A 20,898-nucleotide genomic window follows, 5' to 3' on the forward strand; every position below is an offset into this window, starting at 1 on the left:
TTCTCATACATGCGCGCGATCACGCGACGTTCGTCAAAACTCAACTGCACAAAGGAGCGGGCCATTCCATCCTCCTGAAACCATGGCCATTATTGTCCTCGTTGCATTTGAAAATGGAATCTGCCCCCGCTACACACAATTATCGCATAAGATAGATTATGGAACAAGCTGATATCCCATAGCCGCCCTGAGCTTGCCGAGATCTGCTAAAGTTCGATTATAACTCAGCATGCGGCACATCAATCTCGAAACTCAATCCGTCATATGCCGGCTCCACATGCTCCGGCGTCTCGTTCAGCACCGTCTGATAGTCCAGCGGAATATGCATATGCGTGAGGATTGCGTGCCTGGCGCCGAGACGGGAGATCCAGTCCAGTGCCTGTTCCAGCGACAGATGGCTCGGGTGCCGCGTATATTGCAAAGCGTCGATGATCAGCACATCCAACCCGGAAAGTCGATCGATGCTAGCAGCCGGGAAATTGCTGACGTCGGTGCAGTAAGCGACATTGCCTATTCTGAACCCGAGCGAATGCGTGTCGCCATGCGACTGCATATGGGCCCGCAAGCGTATCTGTCCGCCGGCGCCATCGACCACGATCTCATCGTCCAGATCGTCGATCAGCATCGACGTCACGATCGGCGGATAATTTCCGCCGGGTGGCGTCTCCAGGCAGTAGCTAAAACCCTGACGGATGCGTTCCATCGTCAGCGGATCGGCGTAGATCGGTATGCGGTGTTTTTGCAGCAGAACATAACCGCGCAGGTCGTCGATGCCATGCAGATGGTCGGCATGAGCATGCGTGTAGAGAACCGCGTCGATACGCGGCACCTTGGCCGAAATCATCTGCTCGCGGAAATCCGGACCGGTATCGACAGCTACCACCGTGCGGCCGCCATCCGGCGCAATCTGCTCGATGAGAAAAGCCGCACGCGTGCGCCGGTTCTTGGGATTTTTCGGATCACAATCACCCCAGTCGCCATTCAGCCGCGGCACACCCGGAGACGACGAGCAGCCGAGGATCGTGAAGCGCCGACGGTATCCGGTTGCGACCTCTGGCACGCCTATAACCTCGGCATCTTGGAGAAGCAGCGGAAGGCATTGTCCGTCGTGATCGCCGCAATTTCGTCGTAGCTGACGCCATGAACGTCTGCCAGAACCTCGGCCGTATTCACCACATAGGATGGCTCGTTGCGTTTTCCGCGCCAGCGCTTTGGCGCCAGATACGGTGCATCAGTTTCGACCAACAGACGATCCATCGGTACGGTTTTGGCGATGTCGCGGATATCTTGCGATTTCGGGAAGGTTAGAATGCCTGAGAACGACACGTAGCCGCCGAGTTCGACGCCGACGCGGGCGAGGTCGGGTCCGGCTGAAAAGCAATGCAGGATGAAGGGGAAGGCCCCCTTCCCGCTTTCCGCAGTCAGGATCCCGATCATGTCCTCGTCGGCGCTACGGCTATGAATGACGAGCGGAAGTTTTGTCTCGCGTGCCGCCTCGATGTGGCGCAACAGCCCGGTTTTCTGGTCGGTCGGCGTCTGTGTGTCGTAGAAATAATCGAGACCGGCTTCGCCGATCGCGACTATCTTCTCATGGGAATTTGCAAGCCGGATCAGGTCTTCCGCCATGATGTCCAGCTCTTCGCCGGCATTGTTCGGATGCGTACCGACCGAGCAGAAAACCGAAGGATATTTCTCTGTGATCGCCAGAAGCGTGCCCAGCTTTCTCACGCGCGTCGAGATCGTCACCATCTGTTTCACGCCGGCCTGATGGGCGCGTTCGATGAGCTGGTCGCGCTCCTCCTCAAACTCGGCAAAATCCAGATGGCAATGGCTATCGATCAGCATGGACACGTTATTCAAACCTTGACTTCAATATGTTGAGCGGCCCGGAAGAAAATACCGGGCCGTCTTTGTCTTTTTCAGGCCGTTGTCTCAGGCGCCACATAGCGCGGGAAAACCGGCTTCGGGGCTTCGAGCGGCGTGCCCGGCTTCAGGCGGCCTGCTTCGCCTAGTGCCGAGAAATCGCGCGCGTCCGCTGAAGCTGCAACGAGGTCGAGCAGCTTTCCCGAGGATTGCGGTACGAAGGGCTGCAGCAGGATAGCGATCTGGCGAACGACTTCGGCCGTGACGTAAAGAACGGTGCCCATCCGTTCCGGATCGGTCTTCTTCAACGCCCAGGGCTCCTGGCCGGCGAAATAACGATCCGTTTCGGAGACGACGGCGATGATCGCGGCCAGCGCCTTGTGGATCATCTGTTTGCCCATTTCGTCGCGGCAGATGGCGATCAGCGCATCGGCCGATGCCAGCATCTCGCGGTCCACCTCGTTGAACTCGCCCGGCGTCGGAATCTGGCCGTCGCAGTTCTTGACTATCATCGACAGCGAGCGGCTGGCGAGGTTGCCGATACCATTGGCAAGATCGGCATTGATACGAATGCCGATTGCTTCCTCGCTGCAGAAACCATCCTGGCCGAAGGAGATTTCGCGCATCAGGTAATAGCGGATCGCGTCCAAGCCGAAATGCTCGATCAGTTCGAACGGATCGAGCACGTTGCCGAGCGATTTCGACATTTTTTCACCGCCCTTGGCGAGCACGAAACCATGGGCATAGACTCGCTTCGGAAGCGGCAGCTTTGCCGACATCAGGAAAGCGGGCCAGTAGACGGTGTGAAAGCGGATGATGTCCTTGCCGATGATATGCGCATCCGCCGGCCAGAATTTCGCACGTGGGCCATTCTCATCGGTGAGAAGGCCAGTGGCGGTGACGTAGTTGGTCAGCGCGTCGACCCAGACATACATGACATGCGCCGGATCGTTCGGCACCTTCACACCCCAATCGAATGTCGTGCGCGAGATCGACAGATCCCTCAGGCCCGATTTGACGAAGGAGATGATTTCATTGCGGCGCTCGGCCGGTCCGATGAAATCCGGGTTTTCCTCGTAGAGCTTCAGAAGTCTGTCCTGATAGGCCGACAGCTTGAAGAAGTAGCTCGACTCCTCCACCCATTCGACCGGCGTGCCCTGTGGGCCATAACGGACGCCGTCCGGACGCACTTCCGTTTCATCCTCGGCGTAATAGGCCTCATCGCGCACGGAATACCAGCCGGCATAGCTGTCCTTGTAGATATCGCCATTGTCGGCCATCCGTGTCCAAATCGCCCGGCTCGCCTCGTGATGCCGCGGCTCGGTGGTGCGGATGAAATCGTCGTTGGAGGCGTTGAGCAGCTTGCCCATTTGGCGAAACTCGCTGGAATTGCGCTCTGCCAGTTCTTCCGGCGAAATGCCTTCCTTGCGTGCCGTCTGCTGCATCTTCTGGCCATGCTCGTCTGTGCCGGTCAGAAAGAACACGTCCTTGCCGTCGAGGCGCTGGAAACGCGCCATCGCATCGGTCGCGATCAGTTCGTAGGCATGGCCGATATGCGGCTTGCCGTTCGGATAGGAAATCGCGGTGGTGATGTAGAAAGGCGTCTTGTCGGACATGGAACACTCGGAAACTTGGTTTTCGCGCGCAACGGCGCGGGTCATGCCGCTCTTAGCGCATGTTTGGCTGATGCGAAACCCAAAGTTCCTGATGGAAGGCCGTTTGGAACCGATGATCAGGCCGCCCGGGCCGCCTCCAGGATCGATAGCAGCGTCTGTTTCTTGTCGAGATTGTAAGCGGTCGAAATCGTGATCTTTTCAACGATCTCGCTGACCAGTTTCGCGCGCCGGTCGGCAATCGCCAATTGCCCCTGCATCGCCGCACTGCGTGCCTGTTCTACAATGTGGTCGCTCACATGCTCGAGAAAGAAGGTGAAGATCACTTCGCTGTCCTTGCCTGAAAGCACGTCTGCCAGGCGGTGCATGGCCTTGCGCGCAGAAGGTCCCTGCCCGGTGACGATCTCGTCGAAAGCCGCGATGATATCCAGTCCGCCGTAGTTCATCAGCTTCAAGGCACGCGAAACGCTACCCTTGGCAAGCTCCCTCACCGCTTCTTCCGTCTTGCCGCCATCAAGCGGCTGTCCAAGCGCAGAAAGCGCCTGTGTCAGCTCGTTGTCGTCAAGTGGTGACAACTTGAGCGTCTGGCAACGGGAACGGATCGTCGGCAGCAGCTTTCCGGGCGCATGCGACAGGACGAGGAACATTGCACCGCGTGGCGGCTCCTCGAGGATTTTCAGGATCGCGTTGGCCGCATTACGGTTCAGGTCGTCTGCCGGATCGATAATGACGATGCGGCGATTGCCGGTACCGGATGTCTGAGAAAAGAAGTGCCCTGCCCGCCTTACCTCATCCACGGTAATCGCGCTTTTCACCTTGCCGGTCTTGTCGTCCACCGGACGGCTGAGATGCAGCAGATTGTGGGAGGCGCCTGACAGGATCTGCCGGCTGACCGGCGTCAAGGGATCGGGGTCCGGGATCGAAACAGGTGCCGCGCCTGGATCCGGATGGGAAAGCACGTAATTGGCGAAGCGAAAGGCAAGCGTCGCCTTGCCGATTCCTTCCGGGCCTTCGATCAGGATAGCGTGGTGCGACTTTCCGGTCCGGTAACTGCGCGCCAGAAAGGCCTGCGCATCGACATGGCCGAACAGTGCAGTATTCGCAGCAGGCGATATTGCGCCGTCGAGAACCTGGGCGTTTGTGTCGCTCAAGAGACCTGCTCCACGGCGACACGATCATCGGTTGCGGCTTCGACCAACGCGATAATCTCATCGGCTATGGCGTCTTCGGAGCGACCGGCATCGATGATCCTGCAGCGCAGCGGCTCTGATTCTGCGATATCCAGATAGGCCTGACGCCGCTTTTCGTGCGTCTCGATCTCTTCCTTTTCGAAACGATCCGGTGCCTCGTCACCGCCGCGTCGGCGGGCGCGGGCAAGACCTGCCTCGGCAGGAAGGTCGAGAATGAAAGTGAGATCCGGCATCACACCATTGGTGGCGATACGCTGCAGTTCTTCGATGAAGCCGGCCTCAAGATTGCCGGTCACGCCCTGATAGATGCGCGACGAATCGACGAACCGGTCGCAGAGCACGACGGCGCCGGTTTCCAGTGCCGGGCGGATGACTTCCTCGACATGATCGTTACGGGCCGCGGCAAACAGGATCGCCTCCATGCGAACACCGAATGCTTCCGCTGCACCGCTCAGGAGAACGTGGCGAACGGCCTCAGCCCCCGGAGAACCACCCGGCTCGCGCGTTACAAGCACGTCATGGCCCGCCCGGCGCAGACGATCGGCCAGCCGGCGAATCTGGGTCGATTTGCCGACCCCCTCGCCGCCTTCGAAGGTGATGAATATGCCCGAACGATCTGCCACGCGTGTCTTCGTACCTATTGTCTTGGTCTTGTTGTCCTGGGACTGGCCATATAGTGCATCGGGCGCGCCGGCGAAACAATCGTCAGAGCCAGAAGAACATTAATTCCAGCAGTGCATCGCTTGCCTGCGCCCGCAGACCGCCGACCTCGACTGGTGCGGCTGCCATAAGCGGTACTTCCCGGATGACACGGTCGCCGGCCGAAATCTTCAGGACAGCGACTTCCGCACCCTGCGCCACCGGTGCACGGAGCGGCCAGCGATAGACGATTCGGCCGGAGAGGCGTTCGGGATTGGTCCGCGGGACATAGACTTCGACGGCTTCGCGGGTGACGAGATCGACATGGCTGTCGGTGCCGCCATAGACGCTGGCCTGCCCGATCACGTCATCGGTCTTGAACAAAACTTTGGTCTGGAAGGAGGACAGTCCCCATTCGAGCAGGCGCTTGGCTTCTTCGGAACGTTCCTTGTCCGTGGCGAGCCCACCCATGGCGAGGAAAAGCCGCGTTCCATCACGCGCGACGGAAGCCGCAAGTGCGTAACCCGTTCCCTCGGCAAAACCGGCGCCCAGCCCGTCGACTCCCATATTCAGCGAGAGCAGCGGGTTCTTGTTGCGCTGAAAGATCTTGTTCCACTGGAAGTCCGGCTGCGCATAAAGAGGATAATAGTCGGGATAACTGCCATGGAGATGCCTCGAAAGCTCCACCAGGTCATGGGCCGTGGTCCAGCTTTCCGCATAGGGCAGACCGGTCGCATTGCCGAATGTGGAGCGCGTCAGGCCGATATCCCTCGCCCGTGCCGTCATGCGTGCCGCGAACTCGCCCTCGGAGCGGGCAATGCCTTCTGCAAGAATGATGCAGGCATCGTTGGCGTTCTGGATGACCACGCCACGCATCAGGTCACCGACCGGAACCTGCGATTTCAATGCGGCAAACATCGTCGTGGTGCCGGACGGCGCGCCGCCTGTGCGCCAGGCATATTCGCTGACAGGATAAAGCGCTTCGGGTGAGATTGCGCCGTTCTTCAAGGCATCGAAAACGACTTCCATCGTCATCAGCTTGGCGAGCGAGGCTGCCGGAAAGGACTGATTCTCGTTGACCGCAAGCAGAACGGTTCCGGTCGCCTCTTCGACGAGATAGGCCTGCTTCGCCTTTGTCGCGAATACGGGCTGGGCTTCCTGCGCGATCGTCTCATCTGCAGGCTGGAATGCGATTGCAGCCAGCACGAAACCCAGAAGCAGAAAACCTCGCATCATTCCCCCGCAGTCCCGTCCGATTCATGCTTACAGCGCCAGACGCCATTTATGCTGGATAAAGAATGCAATGGCACCTGAGAAAAACACATCACCCCAAAAACCTTTCCGGTTTTCGAGGTGATGAAAAGTCAGGATGATGCCGACGGAATGACCACCGACGGTATCAGTATTTCTGGCCGGGCTTCGGAGGCTCGAGCAGCATGTTGCCGAACATCACGCGTGTGGCCTTGCCCTGCTGCGGTTCGGCGGCATAGGCGGTTTCGGTGGTCTGAACCTGTGCCGGCTGCTGGGCGCGCGGCTGGATCTGTTGTGCCTGCTGCACGCGCTGTACGGGTTGAACGCGGGCTTGGGCAGGCTGCGCCTTCGGCTGGCTCGGCGCAGGCGAGTAGACGGAAGCGACGACACGCTCCTGCTGCGCCGGCCGTGCAGCACTGGTGTTCTTGCGTTCGACCGGAACCGGTGCGGCGCGCGGAACGGCAGCAACCTGTGCGATCTGGGATTCGAACTGACGAGCGGCAGGACGCTTGGCGGAGGCGCTTGGCGTGCGACCGGAAAATGCGGTCGATGCGGGCAGCGAAGAACCGTAGCTCTGCAGCTGATCGCCAAGCGGCTGGTTCGAAGCGACCATCACGCCACTTGCGATCTGCCCGCCAGGATTGAACGTCGGCAGACGGTCTCCCTTGCGCACGTAGGATGCCATCAGGAACGGCATGTCCTCACCATCCATGCGCGCACGGCCCATATACTGGACGTTGACGCGGCCGGTACCGGTCTGCTTGATATCGATCATCTCGGCAGTTTTATCCGAAACATCGATGATACGGCCGGGGTGATACGGCCCGCGATCGTTGACACGGACGACAACCGAAGACCCGGTATCGAGATTGGTTACGCGGGCATAGCTCGGCAGCGGAAATGTCGGATGGGCCGCAGACAGGTGCGAGCTGTCATAGACTTCGCCATTGGCCGTAAGGCGACCATGGAATGCGGAGCCGTACCAGGAAGCGAGGCCGGACTTGTTGTAGTTGGCATCTTCCTTGGGCACATAGGTCTTGCCCTTGACCTCGTAAGGCTGGCCGACCATGAAGCGACCGCCGCCCTTCGGAACCGGCTTGCCATCACCCACAACCCGCGGGCTGGCTTTCACGCCATATTCCGACTCGGCAAAATATTCCTTGCCGTGACTTTTCTTCTTCGGAGCCTCAGCCATTTTTGTCGAGGCACAGGATGCCATCGTCGCGCACATTACGCTGATCCCAAGCCATTTAGACCAGAGGGAAAGTTTGCCGCCACTCAAACTCAAAACGCGTCCGTCCCTATCTTGTATTGTGCGAATATGATGCGGAGCTCGCAATCCGTACCATTCACAACCACGTCCCTACCCTCGTGTAGTCACTCAGGCTCAATATTGGACAGGTTTTGCTTTGTTCGTGGCGGAATTGCGAACAAAATCTGTGGAATGGTTAAAATTCAATCGGTTATGGTTAATGAACAGTAAATTCGGTTGGCTTCTTGCTGTTCCTGTGCGGAACATTATGGAATCTATACTGCCGCTTAACCTCTTGTGTTTGTGAAACCACTAACGAATCGATTCCGACAGAAAGAATAGTGACAACAGCGGCCGCATGATCTGCGACTTTTGCCCGCTCCTCCTGTCGCGGCTGCCGTTGACGGAGCGGCCAATGGACGATAAAGCGCAACGGACCGGAAGAGTGGCCGAGTGGTTTAAGGCAACGGTCTTGAAAACCGTCGTGCGGGGAACCGTACCGTGGGTTCGAATCCCACCTCTTCCGCCATTTCAACCTACCTGATTTCCATTTTCTCCAATCGCCCCGCTACCGCCCTCACGGTGCTTTCGTCAGGGCGCGCTGAAAATCGACTTCAGCTGCAGAAAACTCCTTTCACCGAGAGCGTTATTGATGCTGGTCATTGCTGGGCGTGAAAACCGCGGCCTATCCTCCGATTGATTGCTCACGGCGCGCTGTCAGCGCCCGAGCAACCGCATGTATTCAGGAAAGAGGAGGAAATGATGGGTTTTCGGGCCAAGGACATCATGACACAGAATGTAATCACGGCGTCGCCGGATACGACCTTGAAGGAAATCGCCGGCCTCCTCTCCAAGCACGCCATTAGCGCCGTCCCGGTCTGCGATTCCACCGGACAAGTGGTCGGGATCGTCAGCGAGCGGGATTTGCTTCGCCCGTTCGGGAAGACCGTCACACAGCGCCGGGACTGGTGGGTCTCCGCGCTCGCTGAAGGCAGCGATCTGGAGCCCGAATTTGCGGGACTTATCGGAGTAGACCAGCATCGTGCCGCCCTGCTCATGACAGCTCCCGTCCAGACGGTCGGTGTGGATACGGAATTGGCGGAACTTGCCGAAATCATGTCGCAGAAGGATATCAAACGCCTTCCGGTTCTTCGTGATGGCCGTCTTGCGGGTATTGTCAGCCGGGCGGATGTGGTCCGAGCCATTGCTGGCGCCCGCTTGGTCTGAGCCCACCTGCGATCGATGTCGTATTCAAGCGTCCTTCTTGATGGAGATTCCAACTTGAAGCACTCTCATAAAAAAACGACCCTAACTAATTCTCGGGGTGAAATTTGACGTCGAGAGTGACAGGCATACGCTCATGCAGATAACTCTGCCAGAAAGCATCGTGAGGCCCATTGTCCTCACGATGGATTTTGTCTGGCGGGAGAAATAGCTTAACGAGGAGGCATCAGTAACGGCAGAAAAACCGCACCTCTCAGGTGATGCCGAGAGTATCCAAAGTGGTGCGATTAATACTATCGCGCAAAAGAAAATGCGTGAAGTTGACAGGAAGCATCCTGCATACAATAAGCTGATAGGCATTCAGCCATAGGTAGCCCGATGAAGTCCGCGACGCATTCGAACAATATCGGTTTCCTGCGTTTGCTTTTTGCGTCGCTCGTAATTGTAGCTCACGCTCCCGCTATAATCGACGGCAACTCATCTCGGGAATTGCTCTCTAATATTATTGGCAGTCGTACACTTGGAAATCTATCCGTGGATGGATTTTTCCTGATCAGCGGATATCTTATTGTCTAAAGCTACGAGCGGTCATCGAGCGCGGTCTCCTATCTTAAAAAACGGATATTCCGAATCTATCCGGGATTTGTTGCCGCCGTGCTGGTCTGCCTGCTGCTCGCGCCATTTACCGGAGTGGCGCTGCAATTTGATAGTGTCCCTCAAGCAATACGCTTCGTCGTCACCGCGCTGGCCCTGCAGCCTGCACCATTCAATGGATTTTCCGGCCTCCCTTACAACAGCCTGAACGGATCGCTGTGGACGATCAGCTACGAGTTTCGCTGCTATATCTTTGCTTTGGTCGCGGGCTCGATGGGACTGGTTGCCAAGCGCCAATTGTTTGCGGCAATGTCGATCGTTCTGGTCGCACTTACCTCCCTGCCGCTCCCCAATACAATGAACGGCGCGGTGGCATTTTTCACCGGATACCCCTTTGACATGGTCAGGTTTCTTGCCGCCTTCTCGGTCGGGGCATGCTTCTATCTTTATCGCGACAGGATACCTCTGAGAGGTGATATCGCCGCATGTTGCGCCGCTATGCTTTTAGCCTTGACGGCAATAGAGACATTCGAAGTCGCGGCGTTCGTCGTCTTCGGGGGATATCTGATCTTTTGGTTTGCGTTCGCCGTAAAATCCCCCGGCATCTCCCGGATCAATGGCGACGATGACGTATCATACGGGGTTTATCTTTACGGTTGGCCTATATCGAGCAGCCTCGTCTATTTCCTCGGCGTGTCGTCGCCAACTCTCTTGATCGTGTTGAGCCTGCCACTGGCTTACATTGCCGGTTATCTTAGCTGGATTTATATCGAACGACGATTTACAAGCTCGAAACCGCTCCGCAAATCTTCGGTGCCAAATCCTATCGGCTAGGTGAAAATGACGTCAGTTGGCCGGATAAAAGACCCCTTGGAGGAACTTGAATTCGCTCTTCACAGAGTGCTGGTTCACGTACTTCTTGTTGGCGACCTTATATTTGCATCCCGTATCTACCGGGTGATTGGCTTGTTCATGCAGCCCCTGATTTTGGGCAGCTGCGCCGCGATCATTGTGTTCTATTGCATTTATACCGCAATACGGGGTCACATACTCATACCGCTCATGGCCGTGGGTTACGTAGCGCTCGTGATGAACCAGTTATCGGTTTTCGCAGACAAGCTCTGGCTGCCGGTAAACACCAACGCCTTCTTTCAATACATATGGGTTATGTCATTCGTACCATTCGCGGGCATCTGTCTGGCCGGTGGACGAACGTATCTTCTGAAATGCGTGGTCGGTTACGGAACCGGTTATTGCTGCTTTTATACTCTTGCCTCGATCATGCAGTTGGCTGGCGTCCTGCCGGGAAAACTCCTTGCAGAGCTCGTATCCGACCTCGATTTCCGCGGAGCACGAATTTTCCTTTATTCAGGACTGGCCGCGTTCACCTATTTTTATTGGCTGGTACAAATCCGGACGCGTGTAACCTGGACCACTCTGTCCTTCTTTTTGATATGTTCATTGGCGTCCATACTGTCTCTATCGCGTGTATATCTGCTGGTTATCTTCTGTCTCAGCTTAGTGTTTATAATTTCTCCCAGGCCGGGTTTGTTGCGGATGTCGGCGGCCGTCGTTCTGGCGCTCGGAACAGCATTCATTCTGTCGGGGGTTGTAGTTCCGTCGTTCAATCCATTCGACTTGTTTGCCAGCGACGTCTCAGGTGCGTATCGCGCATTGGAATACGAAGTGATGCGCGATCGAATTTTTGCGGATCCTCTGTGGGGATTCGGAATGTCGCCGTCAGCAGATGCTTCCAAGCCATTCCTGGGCCCTTATCTGATCTTCCCTGGGGACGTCGGCAGCGTTGGTGTCTGGTTTGAGTTCGGCCTGATCGGGCTGATCTTATATCTCGTCATCTTATGGCGTTGCTCCACCCCGCAGCGATCGCTGCCGATGAAATACGGCTGGCCGCTTTTCCTGACGGGGACGATGCTGACGGCTTATGGATGGATGACGCCACTGGCGATTGCTCCTGGGGGAGCCACGATGACCGGGCTGATCTTCGGAGTCGGGTTGACGGCTCACGCTCATCAGCGGCAATCCAAAGAACGCTCTCAGGCGTTTCCCACTGCGGTGCAGCGAACGATATCTGCGCGATAAGATCAGGCGAGTGTGCCGACGCCCTGAGTTTTCAAGGGGTGTTGTCGGCTAGGACGTTACACGGATGAGGACCGTGAAATTTCGGGCCTTGCAATCGAAAACTTCAATATCGTGTTACGCCGAAATTCGCCTTAAGCGGAAAGGTATCGACAGCTTTTCGCATGTCGATACTTCAAACCTGTCCGTCCGGAGCTGGATTATTTAAACGCGAGCATCCGCCTCACGCTGCTTGGCCAGTTCGGCAAGCTCCGCGGGTTTCAGTTCGACGGACTCGCCGCAGCCGCAGGCCGATGTCTGGTTCGGGTTCACGAAAATGAAGCCTGACCGCATTTTGGTCGTTTCGAAATCCATCTGCGTGCCAAGAAGATAAAGAACCGCCGACGGCTCGATCCACACTCTTGCGCCATCGCGTTCGATCATGTCGTCCTTGGCGCTTGCCTCGGTGACGAGATCGATCGTGTATTCCATGCCGGCGCAACCGCCCTTCTTGATCCCGACGCGGATACCTTTGGCATCCTGACCGGAATTGGAAACGATCTGGTTGACGCGCGTTGCCGCAGCGTCGGTCATGGTCATTACTGAAAAGCCCATCGGCTTAATTCCTCTTCCACAACCGGGTTCAAGGCCCGGCGTTTCAAGATTCCAATTTAGTACCGGCGGCTTAACCGATCAATACCGGAGACGCCTAATACCAGCCGATGGCGACCTGTGCCTCTTCGGACATGCGCTCGGGCGTCCATGGCGGATCGAATGTCATTTCCACCTCGACGCCCGAAACGCCTTCGACGGCGCCCACAGCATTCTCGACCCAACCGGGCATCTCGCCCGCCACAGGGCAACCCGGCGCGGTCAGCGTCATGGCGATCTTCACCATCCGGTCATCCTCGATATCGATCTTGTAGATAAGACCAAGTTCGAAAATGTCGGCCGGAATTTCCGGGTCGTAGACGGTCTTCAGCGCCGAGACGATATCGTCCGACAGGCGCGTAAGCTCTTCCGCGGGAATGGCGGATTCGATGATGCCTTCGCGGGCATCCCATTTGGGTATGTCTTGATCCATGGCCGTCCAAATATCCTCAGGCGAAGAAATTGCGCGCGTAATCCAAAGCGTCCGCCAGCGCGTCAACTTCGGCACGGGTATTGTACATGCCGAAGGATGCCCGGCATGTGGAGGTGACGCCGAAGCGTTTCAAGAGCGGCATGGCGCAATGGGTGCCGGCTCGCACGGCAACGCCGCGTCGGTCGATCACCATAGATACGTCATGGGCGTGGATACCGGCCAGTTCGAAGGAGAATATCGCTCCCTTCCCCGGCGCATTGCCGATGACCCGAAGCGAATTGATCGCCGACAGCCGCTCGGTCGCATAAGCCGTCAGATCCGCCTCGTGACGGGCGATTGCCGCGCGTCCGACCTTGTCCATGTAATCCAGCGCGTAACCGAGACCTATCGCCTGTACGATCGGCGGCGTACCGGCCTCGAAGCGGTGCGGAGGGTCGTTGTAGGTGACGAAATTCTCGTCCACCTCGACGATCATCTCGCCGCCACCCTGGAACGGACGCATTTCCTTCAGCCGATCCGTCTTGCCATAAAGCACGCCGATGCCGGACGGGCCGTAGAGCTTGTGACCGGTCATCACGAACCAGTCGCAGTCTATATCCTGCACGTCGATCGGCATGTGCACGGCGCTCTGGCTGCCGTCGATGAGGACCGGAATGCCGCGCTCATGGGCGATGCGGCAGATCTCCTTGACGGGCACGACTGTGCCAAGCGCATTCGACATGTGGGTGACGGCGACCATCCTGGTCTTTTCCGTCAGCGACTTTTCGAAATCCTCGATATGAAAGGTACCTTCGTCATCCACCGGCACCCATGTGATCTTGGCGCCCTGCCGTTCGCGAATGAAATGCCATGGCACGATGTTGGAGTGATGCTCCATGATCGTGATGACGATCTCGTCTCCCTCGCCGATATGCGGCATGCCGTAACCATAGGCGACCGTATTGATCGCAGATGTCGAATTGCTGGTGAAAACGATCTCGTCCACCGAGCCGGCATTGAGGAAACGGCGAACCTTTTCGCGCGCGGCCTCATAGGCATCGGTTGCGGCATTCGACAAATAATGAAGGCCGCGATGCACATTGGCATATTCGCTGGAATAGGCATAGCTGATCGCGTCGATCACCTGCTGCGGCTTCTGGGCCGAAGCGCCGTTATCCAGATACACAAGCGGCTTGTTGCCGTGCACCATAGTCGACAGGATCGGGAAATCCCGCCTTATCGCGTCGACGTCATAGGCGGCTAACGGTGTCGTCTGGTCCATCTCAGACCCTTTCGATTGTCGCCTCCGCACGGAAGTCCTGCGGCGGAACCATAGTGGCAGCAATATCTACCGCAATCTCTGCGTCATCCTCGGCCCTGTGCCGAGGATCTACTTACGTTGCAACGAAATCAGCGTTGCAGATGCTCATACTCGGGTTAAGCCCGAGGATGAGCATGACGACGAAGTGCCTCAGGCGTGCTTGTCGAGCCAGACGGAAATGATCTCTTCCAGCGGTTCGACCAGCGCTTCGTCTTCCAGTTCCTCGACGATCTCGGCCACGAAGGCGTTGACCAGCAGGCCGCGTGCCTTGTTCTCCGGAACGCCGCGCGCCATCATATAGAACAGATGGTTGCGGTCGATATCGGCAACTGTCGCACCATGACCACAGATGACGTCGTCGGCGAAGATCTCCAGCTCCGGCTTGACGGAGAAATCGCCGTCGTCGGACATCAGAAGCGTGTTGCAGGCCATCTTGGCATCGGTCTTCTGGGCATCGGGCGCAACCCGGATCATGCCCTGGAATACACCGCTTGCCTTGTCGAACACGACGTTGCGGAAAGTCTCCGTCGAGTTGGTGTGCGGCACATTGTGGCCGAGCACCAGTGTCACGTCCGTATGGGTGTCGCCGCCGAGCAGGTTGACCCCGCGCAGCGTCAGTTCGGCGCCCTCGCCCTGAACTTCGATACGAAGCTCCTGGCGTACCAGCTTGCCGCCGGCATTGACGACATAAAGGCGAAGCTTGGCGTCTGTACCGAGCTTGGCGCGAATCTGCGCCAGATGCGTATCGGCGGCACCCTGTTGCTGCAGAATGATCCAGGTGATCTCGGCGCCATCTTCCAGCGTGATGTCACTGATCGAAGATACGAGTGCAGCGCCATCCGCTGCCGACTGGTGACGCTCGATGATCGTCGCCTTGGAACCCGCACCGAAGGAGACCGGGAACCGGGTGTGGATCTGGCCTTCGCCATGAAGCGCCTGCAGCTCGATCGGCGCATCGATCTCCGCGCCGGCCGCAATAGCGAGTACCAGTCCGTCACGCACGAAACTGCCGTTCAAGCGGCCGATCGCATCGTCCTTGTCGAGAGCCGTAAGGCCGGCCATAGCGGAGCCGTCGGTCAACTGATCGCGGAAAGCCGAAATCGTGACGCCGTTGATCGACGATGTCGCATCGGCCTGGCCCTGCAGGATGGAGAGGACGGTTGCCCCCTTCACCAGCGCTGCGACAGGATCGATAGCGGCACCGGCAACGCGGTCGGGGACGGCGCGCAGCAGGTTCTTCAGGTCGGTATAGTGCCAGGATTCGATCCGGCGTGTCGGAAGACCGGCTTTCTTCAGATCGTCGAGCAATCGGTCGCGAGTGCCGGTGACGGCGCCGTTGCCGGGCAGTTCGCCGATCTGGGCTGCGAAGGCATCGACAAGCGCCGTCTCAGCGGCGGTGAGCCTGCTGGCGGGCTGATTTGTCTGGATGTTCATGCAAAAATCCTTCCCGGGCTCAGGCCGCAGTCCCGATCACGTCGGCATAGCCGTTCGCTTCCAGCTCGTGGGCGAGTTCCTTGTCGCCGGTGCGGATGATCTGGCCCTTGTAGAGGACGTGGACCGTATCCGGTACGATGTAGTCGAGCAGGCGCTGGTAGTGGGTGATGACGATCACGGCGCGATCGGGCGAACGCAGCGCGTTGACGCCATCGGCAACGATCTTGAGAGCATCGATATCGAGGCCTGAATCGGTTTCGTCGAGGATGCAGAGCGTCGGCTCGAGCAGAGCCATCTGCAGGATTTCGGCGCGCTTCTTTTCACCACCGGAGAAACCGACATTGAGCGGACGGCGCAGCATGGCCGGATCGATCTTCAGGCCTTCAGCGGCCTCCTTTACGCGGCGCATGAAGTCCGGCGTCGTCAATTCTGCTTCGCCGCGCGCCTTGCGCTGCTCGTTCATCGCCACCTTGAGGAACTGCATCGTCGCGACGCCCGGAATTTCGACCGGATACTGGAAGGCGAGGAAAATGCCCTTGGAGGCGCGTTCGGCCGGATCGAGTTCGAGAATGCTCTCGCCGTTATAGGTGATGTCACCCTCGGTGACTTCGTAGTCTTCGCGACCCGACAGGATGTAGGAGAGCGTAGACTTGCCGGAGCCGTTCGGCCCCATGATGGCGGCGATCTCGCCCGGCTTCACGGTCAGGTTCAGGCCACGGATGATCTCGGTGCCGTCTTCGGCGATGCGGGCGTGCAGGTTCTTGATCTCAAGCATCTTTTTCATCTCTTGATTTGTTTTTTCTTCCGTAAAGGAAGCGATCCATCAATTTTTCGCCGACAAGCTCGGGCGCAGCCCAAATGATTGTGACGACAACGACAAGTGAAACAGCTCCAATGGATTTGGCCAAAGCCCAATCCGCCATCAGACCTGTCAGTCCGACAAACAGTCCGATGCAGCAGATGAAGATGGTCAAAACCATGACCTTCATACCAACTGTCATATCGGGCCGTTCGTCTTTGTTCATTCGTTACCCCACACTGCCCTCGAGCGAGATACCGATCAGCTTCTGGGCTTCCACCGCAAATTCCATCGGCAACTGCTGGATGACGTCCTTGACGAAGCCGTTGACGATCAGTGCGATCGCCTCTTCTTCCGGAATGCCACGCTGCATTGCGTAGAATTTCTGGTCATCGGAAATCTTCGAGGTGGTCGCCTCGTGCTCGATCTGCGCTGACGCGTTCTTCACCTCGATATAGGGCACGGTATGCGCACCACACTTGTCGCCGATGAGGAGCGAATCGCAGTTGGTGAAGTTGCGGGCATTTTCTGCCCGCCGATTGACCGACACCTGGCCGCGATAGGTATTCTGCGACACGCCTGCGGAAATGCCCTTTGAGATGATGCGGCTCGACGTGTTCTTGCCGAGATGGATCATCTTGGTACCGCTGTCGATCTGCTGGTGACCATTGGACACAGCGATCGAGTAGAACTCACCCTGGCTTTCATCGCCGCGCAGGATGCAGGACGGGTATTTCCAGGTGATTGCCGAACCGGTCTCGACCTGTGTCCAGGAGATCTTGGAGCGATGGCCACGGCAATCGCCACGCTTGGTGACGAAGTTGTAGATGCCGCCCTTGCCTTCCTTGTCGCCCGGATACCAGTTCTGAACCGTCGAATATTTGATTTCGGCGTCATCGAGCGCAACGAGCTCGACAACGGCAGCATGAAGCTGGTTTTCATCGCGCTGCGGCGCGGTGCAGCCTTCGAGATAGGAGACGTAAGCGCCTTCTTCGGCGATGATCAGCGTGCGCTCGAACTGGCCCGTATTCTTCTCGTTGATACGGAAGTAGGTGGACAGTTCCATCGGGCAGCGCACGCCCTTCGGCACGAAGACGAAGGAGCCGTCGGTGAACACGGCGGCGTTCAGCGTCGCGTAATAATTGTCCGTCGTCGGCACCACAGAACCGAGATATTGCTTGATCAGTTCGGGATGTTCGCGGATCGCTTCGGAGATCGACATGAAGATCACGCCGGCCTTCTGGAGTTCCTTTTTGAAGGTGGTGACGACCGAAACCGAATCGAAGACCGCGTCCACGGCAACCTTGGAAGTCTGCACGCCGGCGAGAATTTCCTGCTCACGCAGCGGAATACCGAGCTTTTCATAGGTCCGCAGCAGCTCGGGATCGACCTCGTCCAGAGATACCGGACCGGTCACGTTCTTCGGAGCGGCATAATAGTAGAGATCGTTGAAGTCGATCTTCGGATATTCGACGCGAGCCCATGTCGGCTCTACCATCGTCAGCCAGCGCTTGTAGGCGTCGAGACGCCATTCCAGCATCCATTCCGGCTCCTGCTTCTTGGCCGATATGAAGCGGATGATATCTTCCGAAAGCCCCTTCGGAGCCTTGTCCACTTCGATAATGGTCTCGAAGCCGTATTTGTACTGGTCGATATCGATCCCACGGACCTGATCGATCGTTTCCTGGACAGCAGGCATCTTCAGTCTCCAAATCTTGCCGGTTCAAATTCCGGCAATTCCGTCAGTCTTGCGGGGAAAACAATGCCTCCCCCATGTAAGGGCCAAAAGGCGATTTTCCCACCTTTTGGCAAGCAGAAAATTGCTTTTCCGCCAATTCTGAAAGCCGCTTATGCGGCCTGTCCCGACACCTTGCGGCGACGGGCAATCTTCTCGAAGGCTGCGATCGCCCTCTCCATGTCGATTTCAGTCGTTTCCGGGCCGAGCGAAATACGCAAGCCTCCGACATCCGTATCAAGACCCATCGCCGTCAGGACGTGACTTTGCCCCACCTTGCCGGACGAGCAGGCCGATCCCGCCGAAAGCGCAATGCCTTCGAGATCGAAGGCAATCTGCCCTGTTTCCGCTTTCATCCCCGGCAGGGTGAAGAAGCTGGTATTGGCAACACGAGCCCCGGTCACGCCATGAATGACCATATCAGGAGCCGCCTGGATCATGGCCTGCTCCAGCCTGTCGCGAAACGCGCCGATCAGGGCGTTGCGGCTCTCCAGATCCTCGGACATTACTTGAGCCGCCGCGCCGAAGCCGATGATGGCGTGAAAATTTTCCGTCCCCGACCGGTGACCTTTTTCCTGCCCGCCGCCACGAATGAGCGGTTTCGGCATCAACACCTCTCCGCGGGAGATCAGCGCGCCAACACCTTTCGGGCCACCGATCTTGTGCGAGGAGATGATCAGGAAATCGGCGTCCAGTGTGTTGATATCAAGCGACAAGCGCCCGGCGGCCTGAACCGCATCAACCACCATCAGGCCACGGTATTTGTGAGCAAGCGCTGCGACTTCGGCGACTGGCTGAACGATGCCCGTCTCGTTATTGACGAGCATGACCGCCACCATCGGCAAGCCGGATGCCGGATCGTGTTTTGCCAGAAGCGCCTCGAGAGCCGCAAGGTCCACGATACCGGCCGGTGTCACCGGCACTTCCGTAATCTGCTCTGCGACAAAGCGTCCGCCTTCGCGGATTGCCGGATGTTCGATGGCTGATGCGTAAAGGTGCGAGATCGAGACCGGCGCACGCCCCATCCGGTAGTCCGGTGAAAGAACATGGTTGGAGGCTTCGGTTGCGCCACTGGTGAAGGTCACATGTGCGGGATCTGCACCAACGAGCGTCGCCACCTGACGCCTTGCCTTTTCGACTGCGGCGCGGGCTGCCCTGCCCTCGGCATGAACGGAGGATGCATTTCCGGGCAAAGAGAAGGCCTCGACCATCGCAAGACGTGCGGCTTCCGACAACGGAGCCGTCGCATTCCAGTCGAGATATGTTCGCTGCAACGCCATCGTTTGCCTGCGCTTCCCTGTTCTTTGCCAGTTTTAACTTCACGCAGGGCGTGAAATCCTCATTTTAGTTGAAATCTCAACTGCGCTTGCCTTATGAGACTTCGCAACGGGCATTGCTGTCGCAGGCCCAAGTTTCGAATGGTTCTAAACTGAGTTCTAGAAAAGCTGAGCGCGTTCGTCAAGTCAAACTCGACCGGATGTGTAAGTTCGAACCAAACACGATTGACCGGAGTACCAATGCCCGAAGTGATTTTCAACGGCCCTGCCGGCCGCCTGGAAGGACGTTACCAGCCCTCCAAGGAAAAGAGTGCGCCGATCGCGATCATCCTGCATCCGCACCCCCAGTTCGGTGGCACGATGAACAATCAGATCGTCTACCAGCTCTTCTACATGTTTCAGAAGCGCGGTTTTACGACGCTGCGCTTCAATTTCCGCTCGATCGGCCGCAGCCAGGGCGAATTCGACCATGGCGCCGGCGAATTGTCGGATGCCGCTTCGGCACTCGACTGGGTGCAGAGTCTGCATCCTGATTCGAAAAGCTGTTGGGTCGCCGGCTATTCCTTCGGTGCCTGGATCGGCATGCAGCTTCTGATGCGCCGCCCGGAAATCGAAGGTTTCATGTCGATCGCGCCGCAGCCGAACATTTACGACTTCTCGTTCCTCGCGCCCTGCCCGTCGTCCGGCCTCATCATCAATGGTGATTCTGACAAGGTTGCGCCGGAAAAGGACGTCAACGTCCTCGTCGAGAAGCTGAAGACCCAGAAGGGTATCCTGATCACCCACAAGATCCTTGAGGGAGCCAATCACTTCTTCAACGGTCAGGTCGATACGCTGATGGGCGAGTGCGAGGATTATCTCGACCGTCGCCTGAACGGCGAACTGGTGCCGGAACCGGCAGCCAAGCGTATCCGCTAGCGGCATCGGGCCTCCATGGAAGCCCGATTTGTTGACCGCAAAGGAGTCGTCCTTTAGAAGGCGGCCTCCTTCGGAGAAAATTCCGAATCTCTAAAGCATGCTGCGAAAAACTGTGAAGCAGCTTTTTCGATGACGACATGCTAAAACGAAGATTAGAGCGCAACGAGCGGATTCGAAGGATCGCGTTACGCTTTATTACCCGGAGCAGGTGCGGATGGCGGTTTTTCCGCTGCGAAATCGGAAGAATGGTCAATGCGCCAGGAGTGATCTTGCGCGCCTGCCTGTACTCGCCGCCGCGTTCCTGATTGCCCTCTTCGGTGTTCTCGCCGGCTCTCCGCGCAACACCGACGTCGCGGCATCGGCACGACCGATCGATGATCGCTCGGACCGCTCCCCGGCACTGACCAAACGCGATCCGCTGCGCGCTGTCTCGGTTGTCGATCGCAAGGATAGTACGGGCAGTCATGTCTCTACCGACGATGGCCTTCCTGCGCCGCAGTTTTTCGCTCTGCCTGCAAATGTCTACACTGCCGCTCACGCACAGGGTCATAAGAACGCTCTGTTTGTCGGCAAGGACTGGCCGGGTGCCCTGCCCCGCGCGCCACCGGTCGCGGCCTGATCAAGGTATTCGCCTCACGGCTTTAAAATT

Annotated in this window: 19 protein-coding genes, 1 tRNA gene and 1 pseudogene; 6 read left to right on the forward strand and 15 right to left on the reverse strand. The window is 57.7% G+C overall.

The window, feature by feature from the left end; all coding sequences use genetic code 11:
* Nucleotides 1-217: 217 nt before the first annotated feature.
* From FHP24_RS00005 to FHP24_RS00035, 7 genes are all read right to left on the reverse strand, one after another.
* Complete coding sequence (locus FHP24_RS00005) at nt 218-1,060, reverse strand: MBL fold metallo-hydrolase (protein ID WP_139671106.1); 843 nt, start codon at nt 1,058-1,060, stop codon at nt 218-220.
* 2 nt (nt 1,061-1,062) lie between these two features.
* The gene (locus FHP24_RS00010; protein ID WP_139671109.1) at nt 1,063-1,845 is read right to left on the reverse strand and encodes a TatD family hydrolase; all 783 of its coding nucleotides are present in this window, start codon (nt 1,843-1,845) and stop codon (nt 1,063-1,065) included.
* Between the two features lie 74 nt (nt 1,846-1,919).
* Entirely contained in the window at nt 1,920-3,479 is a 1,560-nt protein-coding gene (gene metG, locus FHP24_RS00015) for a methionine--tRNA ligase (RefSeq protein ID WP_139671112.1), read from the reverse strand.
* Between the two features lie 116 nt (nt 3,480-3,595).
* Nucleotides 3,596-4,627 carry a DNA polymerase III subunit delta' gene (locus tag FHP24_RS00020; RefSeq protein ID WP_139671115.1) on the reverse strand — a complete coding sequence of 344 codons (1,032 nt, stop codon included), beginning with the start codon at nt 4,625-4,627 and terminating at the stop codon, nt 3,596-3,598.
* Nucleotides 4,624-5,289 (reverse strand): dTMP kinase, encoded by a 666-nt coding sequence (gene tmk / locus FHP24_RS00025; RefSeq protein WP_139671118.1) that lies wholly within the window; start codon nt 5,287-5,289, stop codon nt 4,624-4,626. Before tmk ends, FHP24_RS00020 begins: the two co-directional genes overlap by 4 nt.
* 82 nt (nt 5,290-5,371) lie before the next feature.
* Nucleotides 5,372-6,538, reverse strand: a complete 1,167-nt coding sequence (locus FHP24_RS00030; protein WP_139676043.1) for a D-alanyl-D-alanine carboxypeptidase family protein — start codon at nt 6,536-6,538, stop codon at nt 5,372-5,374.
* Between the two features lie 166 nt (nt 6,539-6,704).
* Nucleotides 6,705-7,787, reverse strand: a complete 1,083-nt coding sequence (locus FHP24_RS00035) for a septal ring lytic transglycosylase RlpA family protein (RefSeq protein ID WP_139671121.1) — start codon at nt 7,785-7,787, stop codon at nt 6,705-6,707.
* A 460-nt stretch (nt 7,788-8,247) separates the two neighbouring features.
* On the opposite strand from FHP24_RS00035, the gene FHP24_RS00040 reads away from it, so the two are divergent.
* From FHP24_RS00040 to FHP24_RS00055, 4 genes and pseudogenes are all read left to right on the forward strand, one after another.
* A tRNA-Ser gene (locus tag FHP24_RS00040) sits at nt 8,248-8,337 on the forward strand.
* Nucleotides 8,338-8,567: 230 nt separating this feature from the next.
* Nucleotides 8,568-9,035: a CBS domain-containing protein gene (locus FHP24_RS00045; RefSeq protein ID WP_139671124.1), complete on the forward strand. Its 468-nt coding sequence runs from the start codon at nt 8,568-8,570 to the stop codon at nt 9,033-9,035.
* Nucleotides 9,036-9,629: 594 nt separating this feature from the next.
* Nucleotides 9,630-10,460, forward strand: a pseudogene (locus FHP24_RS00050) (acyltransferase family protein); the annotation flags it as partial.
* Nucleotides 10,461-10,496: 36 nt separating this feature from the next.
* Nucleotides 10,497-11,726, forward strand: a complete 1,230-nt coding sequence (locus FHP24_RS00055; protein WP_139671130.1) for an O-antigen ligase family protein — start codon at nt 10,497-10,499, stop codon at nt 11,724-11,726.
* Between the two features lie 201 nt (nt 11,727-11,927).
* On the opposite strand, the gene sufA is transcribed toward FHP24_RS00055, so the two are convergent.
* From sufA to FHP24_RS00095, 8 genes are all read right to left on the reverse strand, one after another.
* Complete coding sequence (gene sufA / locus FHP24_RS00060; protein ID WP_139671133.1) at nt 11,928-12,317, reverse strand: Fe-S cluster assembly scaffold SufA; 390 nt, start codon at nt 12,315-12,317, stop codon at nt 11,928-11,930.
* A 94-nt stretch (nt 12,318-12,411) separates the two neighbouring features.
* Nucleotides 12,412-12,786, reverse strand: coding sequence for an SUF system Fe-S cluster assembly protein (locus FHP24_RS00065; protein ID WP_139671136.1), 375 nt, complete (start codon nt 12,784-12,786; stop codon nt 12,412-12,414).
* A 16-nt stretch (nt 12,787-12,802) separates the two neighbouring features.
* On the reverse strand, nt 12,803-14,047 hold the full coding sequence (locus FHP24_RS00070; protein WP_139671139.1) for a cysteine desulfurase: 1,245 nt from the start codon (nt 14,045-14,047) through the stop codon (nt 12,803-12,805).
* Nucleotides 14,048-14,236: 189 nt separating this feature from the next.
* Nucleotides 14,237-15,520 (reverse strand): Fe-S cluster assembly protein SufD, encoded by a 1,284-nt coding sequence (sufD, locus tag FHP24_RS00075; RefSeq protein ID WP_139671142.1) that lies wholly within the window; start codon nt 15,518-15,520, stop codon nt 14,237-14,239.
* 19 nt (nt 15,521-15,539) lie between these two features.
* The gene (sufC, locus tag FHP24_RS00080) at nt 15,540-16,295 is read right to left on the reverse strand and encodes a Fe-S cluster assembly ATPase SufC (RefSeq protein ID WP_139671145.1); all 756 of its coding nucleotides are present in this window, start codon (nt 16,293-16,295) and stop codon (nt 15,540-15,542) included.
* Nucleotides 16,288-16,545: a hypothetical protein gene (locus FHP24_RS00085; protein WP_139671148.1), complete on the reverse strand. Its 258-nt coding sequence runs from the start codon at nt 16,543-16,545 to the stop codon at nt 16,288-16,290. The genes sufC and FHP24_RS00085 overlap by 8 nt, the downstream gene beginning before the upstream one ends.
* 3 nt (nt 16,546-16,548) lie before the next feature.
* Nucleotides 16,549-18,018 (reverse strand): Fe-S cluster assembly protein SufB, encoded by a 1,470-nt coding sequence (gene sufB, locus FHP24_RS00090; RefSeq protein ID WP_139671152.1) that lies wholly within the window; start codon nt 18,016-18,018, stop codon nt 16,549-16,551.
* Nucleotides 18,019-18,167: 149 nt separating this feature from the next.
* Entirely contained in the window at nt 18,168-19,334 is a 1,167-nt protein-coding gene (locus FHP24_RS00095) for a cysteine desulfurase family protein (RefSeq protein WP_139671154.1), read from the reverse strand.
* A gap of 237 nt (nt 19,335-19,571) precedes the next feature.
* On the opposite strand from FHP24_RS00095, the gene FHP24_RS00100 reads away from it, so the two are divergent.
* Together FHP24_RS00100 and FHP24_RS00105 are read left to right on the forward strand one after the other, a co-directional pair.
* Entirely contained in the window at nt 19,572-20,249 is a 678-nt protein-coding gene (locus FHP24_RS00100) for an alpha/beta hydrolase (protein ID WP_139671157.1), read from the forward strand.
* A gap of 214 nt (nt 20,250-20,463) precedes the next feature.
* Entirely contained in the window at nt 20,464-20,868 is a 405-nt protein-coding gene (locus tag FHP24_RS00105; RefSeq protein ID WP_139671159.1) for a hypothetical protein, read from the forward strand.
* Nucleotides 20,869-20,898: the final 30 nt, after the last annotated feature.

Origin of the sequence: Aliirhizobium smilacinae, from assembly GCF_006335145.1 — a bacterium.
In the GTDB taxonomy this organism is placed as follows: Bacteria; Pseudomonadota; Alphaproteobacteria; order Rhizobiales; family Rhizobiaceae; genus Neorhizobium; species Neorhizobium smilacinae.